21 protein-coding genes and 1 tRNA gene are annotated in these 23,403 nt (G+C 65.6%); 6 read left to right on the top strand and 16 right to left on the bottom strand.

The annotated features are described in order from the left end of the window. Positions 1-7: 7 nt before the first annotated feature. Positions 8-1,066 carry an ATP phosphoribosyltransferase regulatory subunit gene (locus PXD02_RS06360; protein WP_473092072.1) on the bottom strand — a complete coding sequence of 353 codons (1,059 nt, stop codon included), beginning with the start codon at positions 1,064-1,066 and terminating at the stop codon, positions 8-10. Further along, positions 1,066-2,562, bottom strand: coding sequence for a histidine--tRNA ligase (gene hisS, locus PXD02_RS06355; RefSeq protein ID WP_275105996.1), 1,497 nt, complete (start codon positions 2,560-2,562; stop codon positions 1,066-1,068). The genes PXD02_RS06360 and hisS overlap by 1 nt, the downstream gene beginning before the upstream one ends. A 50-nt stretch (positions 2,563-2,612) precedes the next feature. Between hisS and PXD02_RS06350 the strand changes: the two genes are divergently transcribed. After that, entirely contained in the window at positions 2,613-2,831 is a 219-nt protein-coding gene (locus tag PXD02_RS06350; protein ID WP_275105995.1) for a SlyX family protein, read from the top strand. Between the two features lie 58 nt (positions 2,832-2,889). On the opposite strand, the gene pgi is transcribed toward PXD02_RS06350, so the two are convergent. The 5 genes from pgi to PXD02_RS06325 are packed head-to-tail and all read right to left on the bottom strand — an operon-like array spanning position 2,890 to position 8,442. Continuing rightward, positions 2,890-4,500, bottom strand: a complete 1,611-nt coding sequence (pgi, locus tag PXD02_RS06345; protein ID WP_275105994.1) for a glucose-6-phosphate isomerase — start codon at positions 4,498-4,500, stop codon at positions 2,890-2,892. A 23-nt stretch (positions 4,501-4,523) separates the two neighbouring features. Then, the gene (pgl, locus tag PXD02_RS06340) at positions 4,524-5,195 is read right to left on the bottom strand and encodes a 6-phosphogluconolactonase (RefSeq protein WP_275106368.1); all 672 of its coding nucleotides are present in this window, start codon (positions 5,193-5,195) and stop codon (positions 4,524-4,526) included. 2 nt (positions 5,196-5,197) lie between these two features. Further along, the gene (zwf, locus tag PXD02_RS06335) at positions 5,198-6,649 is read right to left on the bottom strand and encodes a glucose-6-phosphate dehydrogenase (protein ID WP_275105993.1); all 1,452 of its coding nucleotides are present in this window, start codon (positions 6,647-6,649) and stop codon (positions 5,198-5,200) included. Positions 6,650-6,709: 60 nt separating this feature from the next. Continuing rightward, positions 6,710-7,249, bottom strand: coding sequence for an RSP_2648 family PIN domain-containing protein (locus PXD02_RS06330; protein ID WP_275105992.1), 540 nt, complete (start codon positions 7,247-7,249; stop codon positions 6,710-6,712). After that, a complete protein-coding gene (locus PXD02_RS06325) occupies positions 7,249-8,442 on the bottom strand; it encodes an RSP_2647 family RNA methyltransferase (protein ID WP_275105991.1) in 1,194 nt (397 codons plus the stop codon). The genes PXD02_RS06330 and PXD02_RS06325 overlap by 1 nt, the downstream gene beginning before the upstream one ends. Positions 8,443-8,582: 140 nt before the next feature. Between PXD02_RS06325 and edd the strand changes: the two genes are divergently transcribed. Together edd and PXD02_RS06315 are read left to right on the top strand one after the other, a co-directional pair. After that, positions 8,583-10,385 carry a phosphogluconate dehydratase gene (gene edd, locus PXD02_RS06320; RefSeq protein ID WP_275105990.1) on the top strand — a complete coding sequence of 601 codons (1,803 nt, stop codon included), beginning with the start codon at positions 8,583-8,585 and terminating at the stop codon, positions 10,383-10,385. A 45-nt stretch (positions 10,386-10,430) separates the two neighbouring features. Further along, positions 10,431-10,520, top strand: a tRNA-Ser gene (locus PXD02_RS06315). 297 nt (positions 10,521-10,817) lie between these two features. Here PXD02_RS06315 and PXD02_RS06310 read toward each other — a convergent pair. The 9 genes from PXD02_RS06310 to PXD02_RS06270 all read right to left on the bottom strand — a co-directional run bounded on the left by PXD02_RS06310 (position 10,818) and on the right by PXD02_RS06270 (position 21,369). Further along, entirely contained in the window at positions 10,818-11,780 is a 963-nt protein-coding gene (locus tag PXD02_RS06310) for a hypothetical protein (protein WP_275105989.1), read from the bottom strand. 2 nt (positions 11,781-11,782) lie between these two features. Beyond that, complete coding sequence (locus PXD02_RS06305; protein WP_275105988.1) at positions 11,783-14,746, bottom strand: type I restriction endonuclease subunit R; 2,964 nt, start codon at positions 14,744-14,746, stop codon at positions 11,783-11,785. Beyond that, on the bottom strand, positions 14,743-15,921 hold the full coding sequence (locus PXD02_RS06300) for a restriction endonuclease subunit S (RefSeq protein WP_275105987.1): 1,179 nt from the start codon (positions 15,919-15,921) through the stop codon (positions 14,743-14,745). The genes PXD02_RS06305 and PXD02_RS06300 overlap by 4 nt, the downstream gene beginning before the upstream one ends. Next, the gene (locus tag PXD02_RS06295) at positions 15,914-17,413 is read right to left on the bottom strand and encodes a type I restriction-modification system subunit M (RefSeq protein WP_275105986.1); all 1,500 of its coding nucleotides are present in this window, start codon (positions 17,411-17,413) and stop codon (positions 15,914-15,916) included. Before PXD02_RS06295 ends, PXD02_RS06300 begins: the two co-directional genes overlap by 8 nt. Then, complete coding sequence (locus tag PXD02_RS06290) at positions 17,410-18,921, bottom strand: type I restriction-modification system subunit M (protein ID WP_275105985.1); 1,512 nt, start codon at positions 18,919-18,921, stop codon at positions 17,410-17,412. The genes PXD02_RS06295 and PXD02_RS06290 overlap by 4 nt, the downstream gene beginning before the upstream one ends. Then, a complete protein-coding gene (locus PXD02_RS06285; RefSeq protein WP_275105984.1) occupies positions 18,918-19,115 on the bottom strand; it encodes a type II toxin-antitoxin system Phd/YefM family antitoxin in 198 nt (65 codons plus the stop codon). The genes PXD02_RS06290 and PXD02_RS06285 overlap by 4 nt, the downstream gene beginning before the upstream one ends. A gap of 90 nt (positions 19,116-19,205) precedes the next feature. Further along, on the bottom strand, positions 19,206-19,595 hold the full coding sequence (locus PXD02_RS06280; protein WP_275105983.1) for a hypothetical protein: 390 nt from the start codon (positions 19,593-19,595) through the stop codon (positions 19,206-19,208). Further along, the gene (locus tag PXD02_RS06275) at positions 19,592-20,917 is read right to left on the bottom strand and encodes a recombinase family protein (protein ID WP_275105982.1); all 1,326 of its coding nucleotides are present in this window, start codon (positions 20,915-20,917) and stop codon (positions 19,592-19,594) included. The genes PXD02_RS06280 and PXD02_RS06275 overlap by 4 nt, the downstream gene beginning before the upstream one ends. Further along, a complete protein-coding gene (locus PXD02_RS06270) occupies positions 20,914-21,369 on the bottom strand; it encodes a DUF2924 domain-containing protein (protein WP_275105981.1) in 456 nt (151 codons plus the stop codon). Before PXD02_RS06270 ends, PXD02_RS06275 begins: the two co-directional genes overlap by 4 nt. Before the next feature lie 388 nt (positions 21,370-21,757). On the opposite strand from PXD02_RS06270, the gene PXD02_RS06265 reads away from it, so the two are divergent. The 3 genes from PXD02_RS06265 (at position 21,758) to PXD02_RS06255 (ending at position 23,151) form a co-directional block, all read left to right on the top strand. Beyond that, positions 21,758-22,471 (top strand): hypothetical protein, encoded by a 714-nt coding sequence (locus PXD02_RS06265; RefSeq protein WP_275105980.1) that lies wholly within the window; start codon positions 21,758-21,760, stop codon positions 22,469-22,471. A gap of 72 nt (positions 22,472-22,543) precedes the next feature. Beyond that, positions 22,544-22,801: a type II toxin-antitoxin system ParD family antitoxin gene (locus tag PXD02_RS06260; RefSeq protein ID WP_145110068.1), complete on the top strand. Its 258-nt coding sequence runs from the start codon at positions 22,544-22,546 to the stop codon at positions 22,799-22,801. After that, positions 22,801-23,151, top strand: a complete 351-nt coding sequence (locus PXD02_RS06255) for a type II toxin-antitoxin system RelE/ParE family toxin (protein WP_275105979.1) — start codon at positions 22,801-22,803, stop codon at positions 23,149-23,151. Before PXD02_RS06260 ends, PXD02_RS06255 begins: the two co-directional genes overlap by 1 nt. Positions 23,152-23,403: the final 252 nt, after the last annotated feature.

The following is a 23,403-nucleotide window of genomic DNA, read 5'->3' as shown; positions in this document are numbered from 1 at the left end:
GGGCGGATCATGCCGTGGCCTCCAGTTCCGCCAGCACGCCGGGGCGGATGATGCCGCCGACCGCCGGGATTTCGCGACCCCTGCCCAGCATCCGCGTCAGCGCGTCATAGCGCCCGCCCGAGGCGACCGGCGGCAGGCCGGGCCGCGCCGCCAGGAAGCTGAAGGTGAAGCCGTCGTAATATTCCATCGTCGTGCGGCCGTGGCTGGCGTCGAAGATCACGCCCGACAGGTCGATCCCCTGCCCGCCGATGGCGGCAAGGCGCGTCTCGATCCGCCGGACGGCGGGCGCGATGGCGGGCATGTCCCCGGCCAGGTCGCGCAGGGCGGTGACGGCCCGGGGCGCGGGCGCGCGCAGGGCGAACAGCCGTTTCAGCCGGTCCGACCAGCGGGGCGGCAAGGGCGGTTCGGCCGCGTCGGCGCGCAGCCGGGCGATGCGGGCCTGCATCTCATCCTCGCCGCGCAGCCCGGCCCAAGGCGCGGTGCCGGCGGGAAAATCGCGCGGGGCGGCATCGGCAGAGAAACGATCCAGCAACCGCTGGAACCGCCCCGGCCGCCAGATATGGTGCAGCAGCGCCGCCCGCCGCGCGTCCGAGACCGGCAGCCCGCGCACCGCGTCCATCAGCAGCCCCATGTCCCCGGTTTCCGGCGACAGCCCATAGGGCGCCAGCAGCCGGTGGAACAGCGCGAAGACCTCGGCATCGGCGCCGGGATGACGCGAAAACAGCTCCAGCCCGCATTGCAGGTATTCGTTGTCGCGCAGGTTTTCGGGACGCAGATCGCCCATGTCCTGCTTGCGGAACACCTCGCCCAGATAGCAATATCGGGCCGGTTCGGCGCCGTCCTGCATATGCGCCTGCACCACCGGCACGGTGAAATCGGGGCGCAACATCATCTCGCCCCGGATGGGATCGGCGGTGACATAGGCGCGGGCGCGGATATCCTCGCCATACAGATCCAGCAGCGCGCCGGCGGGCAGCAGGATGTCGGGCGCGACCTCGACCGCGCCCGCCGCGCGGAACGCAGCCAGCAGCCGCTGGCCCAGGGCCTGCTTGTCGCGCTTGGGGATCATGACAGGATCCGCCGCACTTCCGCGACCAGATCGGCGCGCGCCACCTCGGTCTGGGCGGGCTGGGCCTTCCATTCGTCCAAGCTGGCCTCGGCGGCGATCTTCGCGCCCAGGACCAGATCCTTGACCTGCACCACGCCGCGCGCGGCCTCGTCCGCGCCCTGGATGATCGCCGCCGGGGCGCGGCGCTTGTCGGCATATTTCAACTGGTTGCCGAAGGTCTTCGGGTTGCCCAAATAGACCTCGGCCCGGATGCCTGCTGCGCGCAGATCGGCGGCCATCGCCTGATAATCGGCCATCCGGTCGCGGTCCATCACGGTCACGACCACCGGCCCCTGGGCGTCCGCTCCCGCCAGCCCCTTGGCGCGCAAGGCCGCCAGCAGCCGGTCCACGCCGATGGACACGCCCGTCGCAGGCACCTTCTGGCCGGTGAAGCGCTCGACCAGACCATCATAGCGCCCGCCGCCGGCGACGGATCCGAACTGCCGCTTGCGGCCCTTCTCATCGAGGATCTCGAAGGTCAGTTCGGCCTCGAAAACCGGGCCGGTGTAATAGCCAAGCCCCCGCACGATCGAGGGGTCGACGACTGCGCGATCCTCGGCCACGCTCATGGCGGCCAGCATCCCGGCGATCTCGGCCAGTTCGTCCACGCCGTCGACGCCGATGGCCGATGCCCCCACCGCCGCGCGCAGGTTCGCCAGCGTCGCGGCGTTGTCCGCCCCCTTCGAGGTCAGGAAGGCCAGCACCGGCGCCGCCTGCGCCTCGGACAGCCCGACCCCCTCGATCGCCGCGCCGCTGTCGTCCTTGCGGCCCACGGTCAGCAGCGCCAGCACGCCATCGCGGCCCACCTTGTCGAACTTGTCGATCTGGCGCAGCACGTCGTCGGATTGATCCGCCCGAACCTCGGCCGCCTCCAGCACGCCGTTCAGAACCTTGCGATTGTTGATCCGCACCAGATAGTCGCCGCGCGCAATGCCGACCGCCTCCAGCGCATCGGCCAGCATCGCGCAGATCTCGGCATCCGCCGCGACCGAGGCCGACCCAACCGTATCCGCATCGCATTGATAGAACTGCCGGAACCGGCCCGGCCCCGGCTTCTCGTTGCGCCAGACCGGCCCCATCGCATAGCGGCGATAGGGGGACGGCAGGTCGCCCCGAAACTGCGCCGCCACCCGCGCCAGCGGCGCTGTCAGGTCGTATCGCAGCGCCAGCCAGTCGCCCGACCCGCCGTCGCCCTTACCAATTCCGGGGACGGCTTCCTCCTGCCAGGCGAAGACCCCGGCATTCGGGCGGTCCACATCGGGCAGGAACTTCCCCAAAGCCTCGACCGTCTCGACGGCGCTTGTTTCCAGGGGATCGAAGCCATGGCGGTGATAGATTTCGGCGATCCGATCCAGCATCGCCTTGCGTTCCGTCACCTCCGCGCCGAAATAGTCGCGAAAGCCCTTGGGCGTTTCCGCCTTGGGACGGGGCTGTTTTTTCTGATCTTTCGCCATGGTCCTGCCTTTCCGGCCAATCCGTGGCTGCCTTAACCGAAGGGGCCGATATGGACAAGGATACCGAGACGCAAATCCGGGCGGTCGAGGAAACGCTGGCGCACCTGACCCGCGTGACCGAAGACCTGCACGAGGTCATCGCCCGCCAGGATGCCGAGATCGCCACCCTGACCCGCCGGGTCGAGATGCTGATGCGCTTCGCCGCCGAACAGCAGGCCGATGCCCAAGGCCAGATCCCGCTGGCCGACCAACGCCCGCCGCATTGGTAGGCTTCTTCTTCACGAAAATATCCTGCGGGGGTCCGGGGGCGCGAAGCCCCCGGCTTCCTCACCCGCGCATCTGCCGGAACAACGCCGCCAGATGCTCGGTCGAGGCGTCGTGCCCCGGCGCCCCCTCGCCCTTCAGCAGCGGCTCGACCTTCAGCGCCAGCTCCTTGCCCAGTTCCACACCCCACTGGTCGAAGCTGTTGATCCCCAGGATCGCGCCCTCGACAAAGACGCGGTGCTCATACAGCGCGACGATCTGGCCCAGGGTGAAGGGGGTCAGCTTCTCGATCAGCAGCGTGGTTGACGGCCGGTTGCCCGGAAACACCCGGTGGCGGGCCTGTCGGTCCAGTTCGGCGCCCTCCAGCCCCTTCGCGGCCATCAGGGCGCGCGCCTCCTCCAGGCTGCGGCCGCGCATCAGCGCCTCGGACTGCGCAAGGCAGTTCGCGGCCAGCAGGATGTGGTGATGGGCCAACTCGTCCTCGTGGCCCTTCGCGGCCAGGATGAATTCGCAGGGAACGGGCGTCGTGCCCTGATGGATCAGTTGGTAGAAGGCGTGCTGGCCGTTGGTGCCGGGTTCGCCCCAGACGACCGGGCCGGACGGGACCGTCAGGTCGGACCCGTCCATCGCCACGCGCTTGCCGTTCGATTCCATCTCAAGCTGTTGCAGATAGGCGGGCAGCCGCAGCAGGCGGTTGTCATAGGGCAGCACCGCGCGGGTCGGATAGCCGCAGACCTGGTGATGCCAGATGCCCACCAGGGCCAGCAGCACCGGCAGGTTCTCGGCCAGCGGCGCAGCGCGAAAATGCGCGTCCATGGCGGCGGCGCCCGCCAGGAAGTCGTCGAAATGCGCGTCGCCGATGGCCAGCATCAGCGACAGCCCGATCGGACCCCAGACGGAATAGCGCCCGCCGACCCAATCCTCGAATCCGAAGACGCGGCTGGCGTCGATGCCGAATTCCGCCGTCTTGCCGGTGGCCGAGGACAACGCCACGAATTGTGCCGCCGGATCGGTCACGGCCTTGCCCATCCAGTCGCGGGCGGTTCGGGCGTTGGTCATCGTCTCGATGGTGGTGAAGGTCTTTGACGCGACGATGACCAGCGTCGTGGCTGGATCCAGCCCCTTCAGCGTGTCGGCGATGTCGGCGCCGTCGACGTTGCTGACGAAATGCGTGCGCGGCCCGTCGTGATAGGGCGCCATCGCCAGCACCGCCATAGCGGGGCCAAGATCGGACCCGCCGATGCCGATATTGACCACATCGGTGATCTTGCCGCCCTGCCCCGTGAAGGCGCCGGAGCGCAGGTCGCGGGCGAAATCGGCCATGCGGTCGTGGGTTTCGCGCACCGCGGGCATCACGTCCTGGCCGTCCACCGTCACATGGCCGCGCAGGTTGCGCAGGGCGGTGTGCAAGACGGCGCGGCCCTCGGTCTCGTTGATCTTCTCGCCCGAAAACATCGCCTCGCGCCGGGCGGCCACCCCCGCGCCTTCGGCCAGTTCGATCAGCAGGTCGTGCGCGCCCTTGTCGATCATGGTCTTCGACCAGTCGAAAACCAGGCCGTCGGCTTGGGTCGCGAAGGCGCGGGCGCGGGCGGGATCGGCGGCGAACAGGTCGGTGATCCGCGTATCATGCTGCGCCGCGCGATAGGCGCCCAGGCGGGTCCAGATGTCGGTCATTCGGGAAGGCTCCTTCGGGCGGATCATTCGGCCCAGTGAACGGTCGCGTTGTCCAGGAAGGCGCGGATCGGCGCCTGGATCGGGTCCAGCTTCTGCGCGCGCTCCAGCGCCTCGCGTTTTTCAGGGCCCATGATCAGGACATGGACATTCATCGCATCGGCAAGCGCGGGGCGGGTCAGGGTGACGCGCGGCTCCTCGGCGCCCTCGGCGCGGATCGGCAGGACCAGGGGGGCATCGGCGGCCAGCCCTTCGGCCAGGCGGTCGGCGCCGGGAAACAGGCTGGCGGTGTGCATGTCGTTGCCCATGCCCAGCAGCACGACGCTGATCGGCAGATGCGGGCGGATCGCCTCGGCCAGACCCGGCGCCGCCTCGTCGGGGGTCGCGGCCCCGGTATAAAGGTCGATGTAATTCGCGACGGCCGCCCGGTCGCGCAGCAGGTGGCGGCGCAGCAGGCGGCCGTTCGACCGCTTGTGGTCGCCATCCACCCAGCGTTCGTCGCCCAGAAACACCGTGACGCGGGACCAGTCGATATCGGCCCCGCTCAGCGTTTCGAAGACCAGCGTGGGAGAGGTGCCGCCCGGCACGCAGAGGCTGGCGGCGTCGCCCGTGCGCAACTGCTGCGCCAGTTGCGAGGCGATCTGGTCGGCCAGCGACAGGGCCAGCATTTCCCGGTCGGGATATTCCTTGAATTCCATGGTCATGCGCGAATTTCCCTCCAACGGCGGTTGTCCCGATGCATCAGGCGCAACGCCTCCTCGGGGCCAGAGGATCCCGCGTCATAGGGTTCCGGCCGCCGCTTGCTGTCTTCCCAGGCGGCGATGATCGGGTCGGTCCAGGCCCAGGCGGCCTCGACCTCGTCGCCGCGCATGAACAGCGTCTGGTTGCCGCGAATCACGTCCATGATCAGCCGTTCATAGGCATCGGGCATGTCGCTGCCATCCGCGCCAAGCGCCTCGGCGAAGGACATGTCGAGGGGCACCTGCACCAGCCGCATTCCCCCCGGCCCCGGCTCCTTGATCATCACCTTGAGGTTCATACCCTCGTTGGGTTGCAGGCGGATGACAAGCTCATTCGCCTTGGGCGCGCCGCTGTCGTCAAAGATCGAATGCGGCGGTTCGCGAAACACCACGGCGATCTCGCTGGTCCGCGCCCGCAGCTTCTTGCCGGTACGCAGATAGAAGGGCGTGCCCTGCCACCGCCAGTTGGAAATGCAGACCTTCATCGCGACATAGCTTTCGGTCCGCGAATCGGGGTTTTCGGAATCCTCGGCATAGCTGCTGGACTTGCCGTCGCCCTGATACTGGCCGCGCACGATGTCGCCCGCCTCGACCGGCTGGAGGGCGCGGATCACCTTCAGCTTCTCGTCGCGCACCGCGTTCGGGTCGAAGTGATAGGGCGGCTCCATCGCGATCAGGCACAGAAGCTGCATCATGTGGTTCTGCACCATGTCGCGGATCGCGCCCGACTTGTCATAATAGCTGCCGCGCCCGGCCACGCCCACGGTTTCGGCCACCGTGATCTGGACGTGATCGACATATTGGGAATTCCACAGCGGCTCGAACAGGATGTTCGCGAACCGCACCGCCATCAGGTTCTGGACGGTTTCCTTGCCCAGGTAATGGTCGATCCGATAGATCTGTTCCTCGTCGAAATGCCGGGCCAGGGTCGCGTTCAGCGCGCGGGCGGTTTCCAGGTCGCGGCCGAAGGGCTTTTCCACCACGATGCGGCTGTTGCGGTCGGCGATGCCGTGGCTGGCCAGCCGGCTGGCGATGTCGCCGAACAGCGCCGGCGCGACCGAGAAATAGAAGGCATGGACCGCACGGGGCCGGATCCGCGATTTCAGTTCGGTCCAGCCGTCCTCGCCCCTGGCGTCAATGGGGGTATAGCTCAGCAGTTCCAGAAATTGCGCCAGGCGCGGGTCGTCGGCGGCGATGCCGCCGAATTCCACGATAGCCTTCGCGGCCTCGGACCGGAAGGCGGCATCGTCCTGGTCGGTCCGCGCCGCGCCGATGATCCGCGCGCTGTCGGGGATCTGCCCTGCGACGAAGCGGCGGAACAATCCCGGCAGGATCTTGCGCTGAGCCAGATCGCCGGTTGCACCAAAAATCACCAGATCGAAGTCATCGACCGGAATGACGCGAGAGACCATGCTGTCCTCCTTGCGGTTGGGGATCGCCATATCTGTTGTTAGCGTTAACAGCAACTCGGATCAACCTTTCAGCGCTTTGGCCAGCCGGGGCAGGCGGCTGCGTTTCAGCATCTGGGCCACGGTCATGTCGCCGCCCATCGCCGCCGCCTTGTCGCGCGCGGCCCCGACCGCCGAGGCGACGGCGCCCGGATCGGCGGCGTGCAGGTCCAGCAGGAAGGCGTCGGGATGGATCGCCCGCAGGCCCAGCCCGGCCATCAGCCCCTGGGGAAAATCGCGCAGGTTGGCGGTGACGATCAGCGACGCATCCCCGGCAAGGGCGGTTTCCGCCACATGACGGTCGGCGGGATCGGGGAAATCCAGGTCGATGGCGCGGCTGCCGTCGTCGGGCAGTTCGGCCTGGGGAAAGCGGTCGCGCAGCAGCGCGATCTCGGCCCCCGCGACGGCGTCCTGATCGCCGCCCAGCCGGGCCGCGGCGGCGCGCCATTCCGCCAGGATCCGGGGCGACCACAGCGGCGTGTAAAGCCCCGCCCCCGCCAGATCGGTCAGGATTTCCCGCAGGACGGTCGGGAACAGGACATTGGCGTCAAGGACCGCGCGCATCAGTCCAACCGGAAGAACAGCGCCTTGAGATAGCCGGTCTCGGCCAGTTGCGGCAGCGTCGGATGATCCGGCCCGGCCTGGCCGGTATGGATCAGCACGCCCCGCCGCCCGCCGCGCCCGATGCCCCGCGCGCTGACATTGCGGAAGGCGGTCAGATCGGCCGCGTGGCTGCAACTGCACAGGACCAGATAGCCGCCGGGCGCGACCAGCGGCGCGGCCAGTTTCGCCACGCGTTCATAGGCGCGCAAGCCCGCCTCCAACGCCGGTTTCGCGGGGGCGAAGGCGGGCGGGTCGCAGACCACCAGATCGAAGCGGCGGCCTTCCGTTTCCATCTGCTCCATCGCCTTGAAGGCGTCGGATTGGACGGTATCCAGGCGGTCGGCGGCATTCATCCGCCCTGCCCCGCCCTGGGCCAGATCCAAGGCCGCCGCGCTGCCGTCGACGCAGATGGCGCGGGACGCCCCCGCCGCCAGGGCCGCCAGCCCGAAACCGCCCACATGGCTGAACACGTCCAGCACAGTCGCGCCCTGGGCCAGCCGCTGAGCGAAGGCGTGGTTGGGCCGCTGGTCGAAGAACAGCCCGGTCTTCTGCCCGCCCATCAGGTCGGCCAGATAGATCGCCCCGTTCATCGGCACCGCCACCGGTTCAGACGGGGCAGCACCGCGCAGAACCTCCATCCGTTCCTCAAGCCCTTCCAGCCCGCGCGCCCGGCCCTGCCCGTTCAGGATCACGGTCGTCACGCCCGTCACCCGGATCAGCGCATCGGCCAGGTCATCCGCCATCCGGTCCGCCCAGGCCGCGTTGGGCTGGATCACCGCCGCATCGCCGAAACGGTCGATCACCAGGCCGGGCAAGCCGTCCGCCTCGGCATGGACCAGGCGATAGAAGGGCGCGTCATACAGCCGTTCGCGCAGCGACAGGGCCCGCGCCAGCTTTGCGGCCAGCCAGGCGCCGTCGATCCGCGCATCGGGTTCGGCATCCATCACCCGGCCGACGATCTTGGAATTGGGATTGACCGTCACCAACCCCAGGGGCTTGCGCTCCGCATCCTCCAGCACGGCGAAACTGCCCGGCGCGAGGGCGCGGCTGCGGCGGTCCAGCACCGCCTCGTCGGCAAAGACCCAGGGAAAGCCGTGGCGGATCGCCTGGGGCTTGGATTTCGGGCGCAGGCGCAGCACGGGCAGGTCGGTCATCGGGACATCCTTTCGCGCCCCGGATCTGGCATGGCGCCCCGCCCGGCACAAGGCCGTCGCGCGATCCCAGCCGCCGCAACAAGCACTGTTGAACCGTTAACGCTAACAGCGTATATACTCTTTGGAAGAAGGAGCCAGCCATGACCCTGCACGCCACCATCGACCGCGTTACCGACAGGATCCGCGCCCGGTCCCGGACCACGCGGGACGCCTATCTGACCAAGATCGCCCGCGCCGCCGAGGATGGGCCGCGCCGCGCCCATCTGTCCTGCGGCAACCAGGCCCATGCCTATGCCGCCATGCCCGACAAGGACGACCTCGCCCTGTCGCGCAAGCCGAATATCGGCGTGATCACGGCCTATAACGACATGCTGTCCGCCCACCAGCCCTATGAACGCTATCCCGACCTGATCCGCCGCGCGGGCCAGGCGGCGGGCGCCACCGTCCAGGTCGCGGGCGGCGTCCCCGCCATGTGCGACGGCGTGACTCAGGGCCGCGCGGGGATGGAACTGTCGCTGTTTTCCCGCGACGTGATCGCCCTGGCGGCGGGTGTGGCGCTGTCCCACGACTGTTTCGACGCGGCGCTGTATCTGGGCGTCTGCGACAAGATCGTGCCCGGCCTGGTGATGGCGGCGGCGACCTTCGGCCATATCCCGGCGGTGTTCTTGCCCGCCGGTCCGATGCCCTCGGGCCTGCCCAACGACGAAAAATCCCGCATCCGCCAGCAATTCGCCGCAGGCGAGATCGGCCGCGACGCGCTGATGGCGGCCGAGATGGCGTCCTATCACAGCCCTGGCACCTGCACCTTCTACGGCACCGCGAACAGCAACCAGATGCTGATGGAGTTCATGGGCCTGCACCTGCCCGGCAGCAGCTTCGTGAACCCCAACACCCCCCTGCGCGACGCGCTGACCGTCGCGGGCGTCGAACGCGCCGCGGCCATCACCCGCCTGGGCAACGACTTCCTGCCCGCCGGCGAGGTTCTGGACGAAAAGGCCTTCGTCAACGGCATCGTCGGCCTGATGGCGACGGGCGGATCCACCAACCTGGTGATGCACATCCCCGCCATGGCCAAGGCCGCGGGCATCCTGATCGACATCGAGGATTTCCACGACATTTCCGAATCCGTGCCGCTGATGGCCCGCGTCTATCCCAACGGGCTGGCGGACGTGAACCATTTCCACGCGGCGGGCGGCATCGGCTACATGATCGGGCAATTGCTGGACGCGGGCCTGCTGCATCCCGACGTGAAGACCATCAACGGCACCGGCCTGGGCGGCTATACCGCCGAGCCGAAGCTGGACGGAGACCGCATCCGATGGGAGGACGGATCCCGCCAGACCCTGAACGACAAGATCCTCCGCCCCGCCCACGATCCCTTCGCGCGCAGCGGCGGGCTGAAGCAGCTTCAAGGCAATCTGGGCCGGGGCGTCATCAAGATCAGCGCCGTCGCCCCCGAACGCCACCTCATCGAGGCGAAGGCCCGCGTGTTCTTTGACCAGGAACAGGTGAAGGCGGCCTTCAAGGCGGGCGAGTTCACCGAAGACACCATCGTCGTCGTCCGCTTCCAGGGGCCGCGCGCCAACGGGATGCCCGAACTGCATTCCCTGACCCCGATCCTGGCCGTCTTGCAGGATCGCGGGCTGAAGGTCGCGCTGCTGACCGACGGCCGCATGTCCGGCGCCTCCGGCAAGGTTCCCGCCGCCATTCACATCTCGCCCGAGGCGTCGGTGGGCGGCCCCCTGGCCCGCGTGCAGGACGGCGATGTCATCCGCCTGGACGCGGCTGGCGGGAGGATCGACTGCCTTGCCCCCGACTTCGAATCCCGCCCCGCCGCGGTCTTCGACCCCGCCCCCGGCAGCCAGGGCATGGGCCGCGAACTGTTCGCCGCCTTCCGCGCCGTCGCCGGCCCCGCGACCGAGGGCGCAGGCGTTGTGGTGTGATCTTGGACTTGGCAACCTCCCTGCCAGTGTTTACCCACGCCCCACGGAGCAGTGGCCGAGCGGTCTAAGGCAGCGGTCTTGAAAACCGCCGGGCCAGAGATGGTCCCGTGGGTTCGAATCCCACCTGCTCCGCCACTTGCCGTTGCGAAAGGGTTCTCCCGATCCGGCTCCGGCCGGATTTTTCCGTTGTTTTCGAGGGTTATGCGGGTGGAGCTGAGCCCTGGCCGCTGCGCCAAGGGGCTCGGAAGCGGTCTCTCAGGGCCGATATTCTCTGGACCTGTTGCCTTCGTCATTTCGGTGACGTTTTTGCAAGCACCTGATAAAACAAGGTTTTATCAGGTGTCCCGCAAAACACTTCGATTTCAGGGGCATTTGCCGCGTGGAACAGAAATCGAACTTTGCCGGGTGGCGACAGTGAAGAACCCAGATGAGCTACTCGCGCATGACCTTGTCCATTCGCCATGCGCAGTATGAACACATGCCCGCGTCATAGTTGAAGTCGTCTGGATTGAACTCCTCTCCGCACATTGAACATGTCAGATCAGCGCCCGGGCAGAGGACGCAACCTTCTCCGTTCACCCAGCTTTCACGATGGCATTCGGGACAGGTTGTAACTGGCGGTTCTCCGCCGTCCGTCATGGCGATGTATGCGTCGCTTGCCACAGACTCGCCGATTGCAGCCTCGAAAACATCCTCACGATCCAATGCCTCGCCGCACTCCGCGCAATCGATCTCCATTGCCTCGAAGCTCTGATTGTCGGAATCAATCTGCCGAACCAGAGAGGATCCACAATTCGAGCACCTGAGTTCTGTGACCGCTTCAACGAGGGTCTCAAACTCCCAGTTCATGTTCCGGAACGATTCAGTGCATCTCACCTGCTGCTGATCAAAAACATCCCTATTCTCAAGAAGTGACTTCCAGACACCATCTCTGAAGAGGTGTGCGGGCTCTTCCTGAAGGTGCCCCACCAACAGCTGCTCGATGACTGGCATGGCCGAAGCAAGAGCTTCTTTCGCAATCGCAGGTTTTACCGTCATGAACAGATGCTCGACATCATTTCTGATCCGAGCAAGCTCCTGGAGCTTTGACCAGTCGAGATTGAGCCCCAGCTCCTTGAAACGTTCCTCGATCTGTTGTCGGTCAACCGTGTTCCGGTGTGGCTTCTTAGGCACCATGAGAACGCGGCCATCTATCTTTCGCGGAACGAGATCCTTGTAGATCAGTGAGCCGTCTGTTCCTGGCGGCGACTCGTTCCAAAGCACCTGTTTGCATAGCAGCAGGACGCCGGCGTAAAGGTTCCGGATGGCGGACAGCACACGACGCTCGTCGCCTGTCTGGTAGTCCTCAACTCCGAGCTCGATCGAAAGCACCGCGTTGTCGAGCAACTCCTTCATGTTCAGTAATACTCGCGAATGTAGCCGTATGCCTTCTCGAACAGCTCGGCGTCCTGATGCAGCTTGAAGCGGAAGAGGGTCTGGCGAAGCGCCTTCTTGACTTCGCGTTCACCCGCGTGCGTGGCCTGCCAGCCATCGAAACGGACCGCGCGCACGATCTCGTCGATATCGTCCACAACCCGCTTGACCATCACCGGCGTGTCGCCGTTCCGGGCTTCCTCGAACAACTCGGTCAACGCCGCCTTGCCCCGGTCGATATCCTCTTCTTCCGGTGTCTCGCGTTCGGTCTTCACCACGTCTTTTGCCAGCGCCAGAAGCTCCTTCAGGAAGTCGATCGACAGCAGAAGACCCTGCTGATGCCGGTTTTTCAGGTCCTCCAGGCGCTCGCCTAGCGCCTTGAACTTCGGATTGCCCGCATGCTTCCGTAGGCGGCCCGCCAGCTTGACCGAGATTTCCTTGGCCTTCTTTTCGGGGTCCGGATTGCCGAGGACGGCCTCCAGCAGCTCGGCATCCAGAACCAGCGTGTCGAGATCATCCCGCACCGCATCGACGTGGACGTTTTCGTGGATCAGCTCGATGGTCTTGGCGCCCAGCCGATGCCAAAGCAGCCGCCCTGTGCCGCTGGAGGGTTTCAGCGACTCGTAGACCTGCGCCAGCCAGCGATAGTCGGTCTCGTACTGCGTCAGCACCGGATCAGGCGACAGCGCCTCCCAGATACGCGCCAGAACGCTGAAATCGGCCGCAAAGGCGTCGCGCAGGTCGTTGTTCGGGATACATTCCTGCGCGGCGATCAGGCCCTCGTAGCCGGTCAGGCTTCGGTCTACTCCCGCGAAATAGGCGAGGCACTTCTGCAGGGCGGTCGGCAGGGCGTTGATCAACTCGGCGATGTTCGATACCGCCTTTTGCACGCCTTCCTCGTCGAACTTCAGCGCCTGCGCTACGTCGTCGAAGATGCCGAGGTAGTCGACGATCAGGCCGTGCGTCTTCTGCTCGCCATAGGGGCGGTTCGTCCGACAGATCGCCTGCAGCAGCGTGTGGTCGCGCAGCGGCTTGTCCAGATACATCGTCTGCAGGATCGGCGCGTCGAAGCCGGTCAGCAGCTTCGACGTCACGATGATGATCTTCAGCGGGTCCTTGGGATCGCGGAAGCGGTCGAGCAGCTTCTCCTCGGCATCCCGGTCGCGCTTGAAGGCCGCATATTCCGGCTCGCCGCTGTTGACCGAGATCACCACGTCGGAAACCTCGGGCGGCAGGTGGCGGTCGAGTTCCTGCTTGTAGAGCAGACAACTCTCACGGTCGAAGGTCACCACCTGCGCGCCAAAGCCGTTCGGGGCGACCTTCTCCTGGAAGTGCTTGGCGATGTCGCCGCAAATCGCGCGGATGCGTTCAGGCGCCTTGACCAGGATCGACATCTTGGCCGCCGCCTTGCCCAGCCGATCCCGGTCCTCGTCGGTCAGACCCTGCGTCAGCTCGGCATAGGCCTCCTCGATGGCCTTCTGGTCGATGTGCAGGTCCACCAGGCGCGGCTCGAAATGCAGCTCCTTCGTCGCCCCGTCGCGGATGGAGTCGTTCAGGCCATAGCGGCTCATGTAGCCGCCTTCGTCGGTATCGGCACCGAAGGCGTAGAAGGTGTTCTTGTCGGCGCGGTTGATGGGCGTGCCGGTCAGGCCGAAAAGGAACGCGTTGGGCAGCGCTTCACGCATCTTGCGGCCCAGATCGCCTTCCTGCGTGCGGTGCGCCTCGTCCACCAGCACGATGATGTTGTCGCGGTCGTTCAGCACGCCGTCCGCCTCGGCGAACTTGTGGATCGTGGTAATCACCACCTTCCGCGCATCCTTGCCCAGCAGATCGGCCAGTTCCTTGCGGCTTTCCGTGCGCACCATGTTGGCCATGTCGGCCGCATAGAAGGTGCCCGAGATCTGACTGTCCAGATCGATCCGGTCCACCACGATCAGCACCGTGGGGTTCTTCAGCGCCGGATGAAGTCGCAGCTTGCGCGCAGCGAACAGCATCAGCAGCGATTTGCCCGACCCCTGGAAGTGCCAGATCAGCCCCTTGCGCGGCTGGCCCGCCACCACGCGCGCGACGATCTTGTTCACGCCGTCCACCTGCTGATAGCGGGCGATGATCTTGATGCGGTGCTTGCCCTTCTGCGTGGCGAACGCCGTGAAGCTGTCGAGCATGTCGAGCACCATCGCCGGGCGCAGCATCGAGGTGGCGGCCTTTTCCACCGCGCCCATCGTCTGTGGCCCGTCGCCGTCGCGCCAAGGGCCCCACATGTCGACCGGCATCCGGACCGAGCCGTAGCGGAACTCCTTGCCCTCGGTCGCGACTGAGAAGACGTTGGGCACGAACAGCTCCGGGACATTCTTTTCGTAGTCTTCATGGACCTGAATGGCGGCGTCGAGCCAGCTTTGGCTGGCCCGCACCGGCGTCTTGGCCTCGATCAGGACCAGCGGAATGCCGTTGACCAGCAGCACCAGATCGGCGCGCTTTTCGGTCTTGCCCGCCCGGATGATGAACTGCTGGGTGATGACGAAGCTGTTCTTCTCGATATCGTCGAAATCTATCAGGCGGATGGTGACGTGTTCGCCATTCGCGCCGAAGGGCATGGAGCGTTCGCCCAGCAGCCACGCGGCAAGTTCCTCGTTCGCCTTCACCAGGCCGTCCGACCGCGCGCCCATGATGATGGCGCGCAGGCGGTAGAGCACGTCATCGGCCCGGCCGGGGTTGGCGGCGATGTCGGGGTTCAGGCGGATCAGGGCGTCGCGCAGGTGGGGTTCGACCAGCACCTCTTGCGGCTGGCGGGGAAGGTCGGCGGGGGCGACGTAATGCCAGCCGAGGCCCGCGATCCGGCCGCCTGTGCGTGCGAGGCCGATGGAGAGCTGCGCTGGACGGGCCGAGGCCGCGCCCGCGAGCAGGTCGCGCAGATGGGCTTCGACGGTGTTGCCTTCGGTGAAGGTCAAGCGTTCTCCTCCACGATCTTGCTTAAAATCTGGCTTGATGCGCCCCGCGCGCCCGAAATCCGTCGCGCGATTGCTTCAAGCGATGCGTGAATTTGCGACAGTGACTGCGACGCTTCCATTTGTCGCTCTACGGACATCACCGGAATCGGGCTTTCCCGCAGATCAACCAAGTGAATATGCTTCAACGCAGAGCCTGATACACGGGAGCCAATATGGCGCTTGAAGAGACTGGACTCAAAGTAGAAGCGCAAGAACCATGGCTCAAGAAGTCCCCTAACAGGCTTCACCAAAGCGACCGAAACGAAGATGCTAAACGGCCGGCTGGTTTCCACGACTCGTGAAATACCAAGTGTGCCGTCCTTTGAGATCAACACGTCGCCTTTTTCAGGGTAGGCCCGCTTGATGAACTCGGCATGATCAGTCTCCGAGACGAAACGCGTCTCCGAAAAATCGATGCCTTGCCCGCGAGTGAGGTTCTCGACCGTCAGGAATGGGACGCCACTTTCGGTGTAGCTTGGCGTGTGGTGAACGCCATCAACGATCTTGCTTGCCAGTTTGCTTAGTGGCGCGACAGCGTGGTCGCCCCGCTGCGCGGACCGCGTAAAGATATCATCTACTGCCGCTTGAAAGACGACTTGACCTGTATCTAGCTGCCTCGTGAGAGCTTCCACAAACGCCTGCGAGGCCGACAACGCCTCCACCAACCGCGCCTGCTCCTGGATCGGCGGCAGCAGGAATTCCTCCGCCGCGAGAGCCTTCCAGTTGATCGTGGGTGACAGCGACCCGACAGAGATGCTCAAGGCCCGTTCCATGAATAGGTCGCTCTGCATAAAGAAGGGCAGAAACTCGGGCAGCACCGTGCCGGGCTTGGCGCGCAGCACCATGGCATGTGCCGAACAGATGCCCTCGAAATCCGCCACCGCCACCTTGCGCTGATAGACCCGGCGCTTGCCAAAGATGATGTCACCCGGCTGGAACCGCAGCTTGGTCGATTCCACATCCGTGGGTTCGCCCCAGCGCCGGATGCGCAGGCTGTCGGGATCAAGGTGTTCCAGCCCGACATAGCGGTCCACCCCGGCCTCGGCGGGGTTGTCGACCCGGTCGTTGATCTGCGTGGCGATTTGGTCGAACCGCACGCGCGTCCACCCCGCCTTGGAAATCGGCCGCTCAAGCATCGGCATCCTCCGCAGGCGTCAGGCCATCGAGCATGTCCACCAGCGCGTCCATGCCCGTCCAAAAGTCGCCCCCATCCTCATCAAACGCCGCCCATGTCGCCGCCAGCGTGGCACCGCCCGCCACCGCCGCTTTGGGCCGCTTCACATACCGCGCAATCGACAGGTTACCGTCGGCCGCCAGCACATCGGCCCCATCCGCCACCGCGGCAAAGCCGGGATCATCGGCAAAGGAGTGATATGCCGACAGGATGCGCGCCTGATGTTCGGGGCGCAGAAAGCTTTGCGCCCGTTCGCGCGCTATCTCGGCCACCGCGTCGATGAACAGGATGCGACCCTTGCGCGCCTCGGGCTTCTGCGACCGGCAGATCACAACGCAAGCCTCCATCGGCGAGTTGTAGAACAGCCCCGGCCCCAGCCCCAGCACGCATTCGACCCGGTCGGATTCGACCAGCCTGCGCCGCATCTCGGCCTCTTCGTTGCGAAACAGCACGCCATGCGGATACAGAATCGCACAGCGCCCGGTTTTCGGGTGCATCGACGACAGGATGTGCTGGAAGAAGGCATAGTCTGCCCGCCCCTGCGGAGGGGTGCCAAGGAAATTGCGCCCCCAGGCATCCTGCTCCCACGCGCCGCGGTTCCATTTCTTAATGGAATAGGGCGGGTTGGCGAGGACGACGTCGAAGGTGCGCAGCCGATCCCCCTGCACGAAGGCGGGCGTGGCCAGCGTGTTGCCGCTGGCGATATGGAAATCGTCCACGCCATGGATGACCAGGTTCATCCGCGCGATGGCGGCGGTGATGGTGATCAGCTCCTGCCCGTAAAGGCCGGTTGTGCGGATGTCGCCCCCGCGCCGCTTCACCTCGGCCAGGCAGGAAATGAGCATGCCGCCGGTGCCGCAGGTCGGGTCATAGATGCTCTCGCCCGGCAGGGGCTCCAGCATCTGCGCCATCAGGTGAACGAGGGTGCGATTGGTGTAGAACTCCTGCGCGGTATGGCCGCTGTCGTCGGCGAATTTCTTGATCAGGTATTCGTAGCCATTGCCAAGCTCGTCCTCGGGCACGGCGGCAAGGGTGAGGTCGTGCTTGGAGAAATGCTCGATCAGGTTTTTCAGTGTGCTGTCGGGCGTCTGTGCCTTGTCGGTCCAGTTGGCGTTGCCGAAGACGCCCTGAAGGCGCTCCGGGTTCGCGGCCTCGATGGCGAGGAAGGCCGACAGCAGCGCCCGGCCGACATCGCGTGGTGCCGCGCGAACGTCATTCCAATGTGCGCCTTCGGGAATGACGAAGCGGTCGTTGGCGGTGGCGGTCGCGTAGCCTTCGTCCCCGGTTTCCTCGAGTGCTTGCTGGTAATCCCCGTCCCAGACGTCGGACAGGCGTTTGAAGAACAACAGCGGGAAGATGTATTGCTTGTAATCGCTGGCATCAATGAGGCCGCGCAGCAAGGTGGCGGCGCCCCAGAGATAGCTTTCGAGTTCGCGCTGGGTCAGCCCGCTCATTGCAGCCACCCTCCTTCGACCAGCACCTTGCGCAGGTGGTCCTCGGCCGCCCGAGCGTCGGCCAGCGCAGTCTTGAACGCCTCGACGGCTTCGGGGAGCGGCGGGATGTCCTGGCCGATGGGCGGCAGGACGTAACGCGAGATGTTCAGCGTCCAGCCTTCCTTCTTGATCTCGTCCAGCGTCGCCACCTTGGCGCGATCCTCGACATCCTCGAATGCGCGGTACCAGGCCACGATCTGGTCGCTGTGATCCTGATCGAGGAAGTTCTGCGCCCGGCCTTTGCGGAACAGGCCAGAGGCGTCGACGATCAGGACCTTGTTCTTGCGGTCTTCGGGCTTCTTGCGGCGCAGGATGACGACACATCCGGCCAACTGCGTGCCGTAGAACAGGTTCGGCGCAAGGCCGATGACCGCCTCGACCATGTCCTTTTCCAGCAGGGCCTGCCGGATCGAGCCTTCGGCCGACTTCCGGAACAGCGCGCCCTGCGGCAGAACGACGGCCATGCGGCTGTTCCCGGTGGGCGCCATCGACGCGATCATGTGCTGGACGAAGGCGTAGTCGCCATAGCTTTCGGGCGGGATGCCGTACTGGGCCCGGCCCCAGGGGTCAGCCTCCCACAGGTCACGGCCCCATTCCTTTAGCGAGAACGGCGGGTTCGCGATGACACAGTCGAACGTGGCGAGGCCGCCCGTGCTGGAGTCCGTGAAAGCCGGGTTCCGCAACGTGTCCTCACGGGCTACTTGGAAGTCCTCGATCCCGTGCAGGACGAGGTTCATCCGGGCGATTGCGGCGGTGGTCAGGTTTTTCTCCTGACCGTAGATCTTCCCGTAGAAGGTGCGCGGGTCGCCGCCCTTGCGCATCACATGCTCAATAGCCCCGAGCAGCATCCCGCCCGTGCCGCAGGCGGGGTCGTAGATGCTTTCACTTTCCTTCGGGTCGAGGATTTCGACCATCATGCGCACGACGCTGCGTGGCGTGTAGAACTCGCCTGCCTTGTTGCGGCGGGTGACATCGGCGAACTTGCCCACTAGATATTCATAGGCGTCGCCGAGCACGTCGGTGCTGACTGTGGTGTTGCCGAGCCCGATCTCCGAGAAACCCTCGATCAGATCCTTCAGCAACTCGTCGGAGAACTTCTCCTTGTTGCCCCAGTCCGCCGACCCGAAGACGCGGAACAGCGTATCCGGATTGGCCCGCTCGATCTCCTGCATGGCCCTCTGGAGGGCCGCGCCGACGTTGGCCGGGACTTCCCTGATGTCGTTCCAGTGACAGCCCTCAGGCAGCACGAAGCGATGCACTTCCGGAAACAGGGAGGGGTCCGCTTCGCCGAAGATCTCACGAGCCTCTGCCGTTTCTTCGTCCCAGACGTCGGAGATGCGCTTGAAGAAAAGCAGGGGAAGAATGTAGCCCTTCCAATCGGTGCGATCGACAGCGGAGCCGCGGAGAGTATTCGCAGCGTCCCACATCGCAGACTTTAATTGCAGACCATTGTTTAACGAATTGTTCATTCTTCACTCTGAGCGCCACCGGGGGCTTTGGGGGCTGCGTCGGCCTCGACCGCCTTCAGCCGTTCATATTCCTCGACGGCCAACACGACGACGACAGTCCGCCCGTGCTTGGCCACCGCCACCGGCTCGGCTCGGGCGAGATCGATCAACCGTCCGAAGCCGTACTTCGCGTCTTTCGCGCTCAGGGTCTGCATTCGACTCCCCGCCTATGCCTTCACCACTTTTGGCCAATTTGGCCCAATGAAGCAATAGCAGCAGTGGCGTGAGATTGTGCAGCGAGGTGATCAGGTGTCGGAGAAGATGTTCTTCTGCTCGATCCAGCTGATCGGGAACGGGTCCATAAGTCGCGCAAGCTTAACGGCATCGCCCTGTCGTCCGTCGAGAACCGCCTCAATGATGCCAGGCTCAAGCTGCGTCAGGCGCAGGATGCGCGTCATATAGGACGTCGCGATCCCCTCGCGCTCGGCCAGTTCGGCGATGGTGGCGAACTCTCCCGACTCGAGCATCCGCTTCCAGCGGAAGGCGCGGGCCAGCGCCTTGACCAGCGTGTTGTCCGCCTTGCGGTCTGGCCGGAAACCATCGGGCAGTTGCAGTTCCTTCCGCCCGCCGCGCTTCACGACGCGGAACGGCACGTGGAGCGTCACCGTCTCGGGGATCGGCGACGCGCGGGTCACGCCGCTTCTCCGACGCCCCTGGCCAGCATCTCGCGAGCGAGGCTGCTGAGTCCGTCGATGCGGAGCCCGACGTTGAGCCCGTCCGTGCCTACGTCGACACGCTCGACTAACAGCGCCACAATGCGTGCCTGTTCGGCGGGGAAGAGTTCGTCCCAAAGCGGGTCGAGCTGCTGCAGGGCCGCACGGGCGTCGGCCTCGGAGATGTCGTCGGCGTGGGCACGTGCCGCCTTCCACGTTCCCGCAACGATCTCGGGCTGGCGGAGCACGGCGCGGAGTTGGTCTATGACGGCGCGCTCGATCTCGCCAGCGGGCACGCGGCCGACCGGACACGCACCAGCACCATGCTTCAGCACGGTCTGGCTGACGTAGTAACGGTACAGCCGCCCGCCCTTGCGGGTGTGCGTTGGCGAGAAGGCGGCGCCATCGGGACCGAACAGCAGCCCCTTCAGTAGCGCGGGCGTGTCGGCGCGGGTGCGCGCGGCGCGCTTGCGCGGGCTCTCCTGCAGGATGGCGTGGACGCGGTCCCACATCTCACGGTCGATGGTGGCATCGTGCTCGCCGGGGTAGCTCTCGCCCTTGTGGACCGCCTCGCCGATGTAGGCGCGGTTGCTGAGCATCCGGTAGATGTATTTCTTGTCGATCCGGTTGCCGCGCGGCGTCCGGAGGCCCCGCGTGCCGACCTCCCGCGCCAGTTCCGTGCAGGACCCGATCTCGAGGAAGCGGGCGAAGATCCAGCGCACATGCGCGGCGCTCTCGTCGTCGATCACCAGCTTCCGGTTCTCGACCCGGTAACCGAAGGGCGGCACCCCGCCCATCCACATCCCCTTCTTCCGGCTGGCGGCGACCTTGTCGCGGATGCGCTCGGCCGTCACCTCGCGCTCGAACTGGGCGAAGCTGAGCAGGATGTTCAGCGTCAGCCGCCCCATGGAGGTGGTGGTGTTGAACGACTGCGTGACCGAGACGAACGTCACGCCGTTCCGATCGAACACCTCGACCAGCTTGGCGAAATCCGCCAACGACCGGCTCAGGCGGTCGATCTTATAGACCACCACCACGTCGACCAGCCCGTCCTCGATATCCTCCAGCAGCCGCTTCAATCCGGGGCGTTCCAGCGTGCCGCCGGAGATGCCGCCGTCGTCATACTGATCGCGAACCAGCACCCAGCCCTCGGAGCGCTGGCTGGCGATGTACGCCTCGCAGGCCTCCCGCTGGGCGTGGAGGCTGTTGAACTCCTGCTCAAGCCCTTCCTCGGAGGATTTCCGGGTGTAGACCGCGCACCGCAGCTTGCGGACGACCTTGGATTTTTCAGGCGGCTTCGTCACGTCCGCCCCCTGTGGTTCTTGAGCCCGAAGAACACCCAGCCGTTCCACCGCGTGCCGGTGATGGCGCGGGCGATGGCGGACAGCGACTTGTAGGGTCGCCCCTGCCATTCGAAGCCATCGGCAGTGACGGTGACGATCTGCTCGACGCCCTGCCATTCTCGCAGCAGCCGCGTGCCGGTGATCGGGCGGTCGCGATCAGCGCGGATGCTGCGCTTCGCCCGGTCGCCGCCGTCAAGTTCCTCGCCCAGCCGTTCCAGCCGCCGGATCGTCTCCGGCTTCAACCCGCCATAGGCGAGTTCCTGGATGCGGTAGGCGATGCGGCTTTCGAGATAGCGGCGGTTGAACGGCGGCGGCTCGCTGTCGAACAGGTCGCGCCACTGTTGCTTCAGGTCGGGCGTCGGCGTGGTCTTGAGCGCGGCCAGGCGGGCGGGGATGGGATCGGGCTTGTTCATGCAGTTCTCCGATGAGTTGGAGTTGCATGACGGCATTGGCCGGGCGGATAGTGTAGGCAACGTTCTCCAGTATCGTCAAATACTTCGCCCGTCTCCCGCATACGCAACCGAACCAGCCCAAGCGCCAGCAGGCCGCAAAGCTCAGCGCGGCGTTCTGCGGGCGTCATCGCCGAAGGGGCGAGTGGGTTGGGGCGACGAATGGGACCGGGATCGAACATCATGATCCATCGGTGTCGGATTGCGCCGCCGGCCGCGACCTCGGAACGGGTCAGCCCGCGACCGACAGGAAAGGGTGAACCCCTCCGATGTTGCAACACCGCGATGGGTTGAGGGATCAGGGCGTTCCCACTATGTTCGAACTGTCCCCAATCGATTCACGAGGCCGCCCATGTCGCTGCAATCGCTCGACCGTACCCAATGGAGTTTTGCAGAGGCGCTGGCCCATGTGCAGAATGTGACGGTCGCGCGGCGCGCGGTGGAAGCGGCAAAGCTGCCGCCCAAACCGGTGCCGGCATACCAGACCTGGAACCCGCCGCAGGATCCCAAAGTGGCCTGGAAGGCGGAGGCGGAGACCGAGTTGCTCGTCGCTCTGCGAGACGGAGATCTTCTGGCGCAGGGGCGCTTCACCGAGGAGCGGACGCATGGTTGGGGCAACGGCGGCAGTAGTAGCGGCTTTGGTCTGCATTCGGGCTACCACACCAGCATACGTCCCGAGCAGTGGCGCGAGGGCAAGTATTCATTCGGGCGACTGACCGCGCGGGATTGGGAATTCATCGACATCCGCGTGGCGCGTTTCCTCGTGAAGGCGATCTGGCCGGATTACATCCCGGAGCCGGTGCGACCCGCGCAAGGCGCAGCAGATGCAATATACACCACGCCCTATCTCGACCTGATGCAGGCCGCGATTGCACATTTCGGAATTTCATCGGGGAACCAGGGCAAGAAGGAATGCCTCATGGACTGGTTTCTCGAGCAGCAGATCGAGGGCGAGCCGGTGTCGAACAAGCTCGCCGACGCCATGGCCACGCTGATCCGACTGCCTTCTGCACAGCGCGGTGGTGCGAAGCGGGTGCTTGGACCCGATCTGCGACAGACCGGCTGACACGCGGGATTGTCGCTGGTCGACATCGGGCGGCCACTGGCATATATTGCCAATGCGCCGAGGGAGATGCCGATGCCGACTCGCAATGTCGTCCTGACCGACAGCCAGACCGACCTGATCGACCGGCTGATTGCCGATGGCCGCTACCAGAATGCTTCGGAGGCGCTGCGCGCCGGGCTTCGCCTGCTGGAGCGCGAGGAGGCCGAGATGACCGCCTTGCGCGACCGGCTCGCCGCGGGGCTCGAGGAGGCACGCTCGGGTGTGCTCTCCGAGGGCTCCGGTGAGGACGCGATCCGCAGGGCCTTTGCCGCCGCGCGCACCGCGTCCTGATGCCGAAGCCCTGGCGGCTCACGCGACACGCGGAACGCGCGCTCGTCGAGATCGCACGCTGGACGCTGGAGACCTTTGGGCCGCGCCAGGCCGAGGCTTACGAGACGGACCTCGTCGCCCGCTGCGCCGCTATTGCCGCCGGTGAGGCGTACTCGCAGGACTGCCGCCGCATGATCGACCCCGACCTGCCGGAGGATTTGCGCTTCACGCGGGCGGGACAGCATTTCATCGTGTTCTTCGAGATGCCGGACCAGGTGATCGTCGTCGACGTGCTTCACGGCCGCTCTGACCTGCCGCGCCGACTAGCGGCCCTGGGGCCTCCGAAGGATCCGGAACACCCCTGGCAGTAGCCAACACCGAGGGGTGAGCCCGCGGCGTCGGCATCCTGATCGAGGGGTGAACCGCTCACCCCATTCGCGCAGCAGAGTGGTCACCCCTCTGATCGGGCACGGCTGCCAAGGGCGCTCCGGATTAGTCATTTGACCCGTTGGGGTCCACCCATGATCTGACGTAATTTCATGATCTTGCTGGAAGGGGTCACCCCTTTCCGGCGCGATGGTTTGCGGCCGGGAGGACCGGTTCCGACGTCGCGAGGGCGCTCT

It is taken from the genome of Paracoccus sp. S3-43 (assembly GCF_029027965.1).
GTDB lineage: Bacteria > Pseudomonadota > Alphaproteobacteria > Rhodobacterales > Rhodobacteraceae > Paracoccus.
This window is presented reverse-complemented; position numbering and strand designations above follow the sequence as displayed.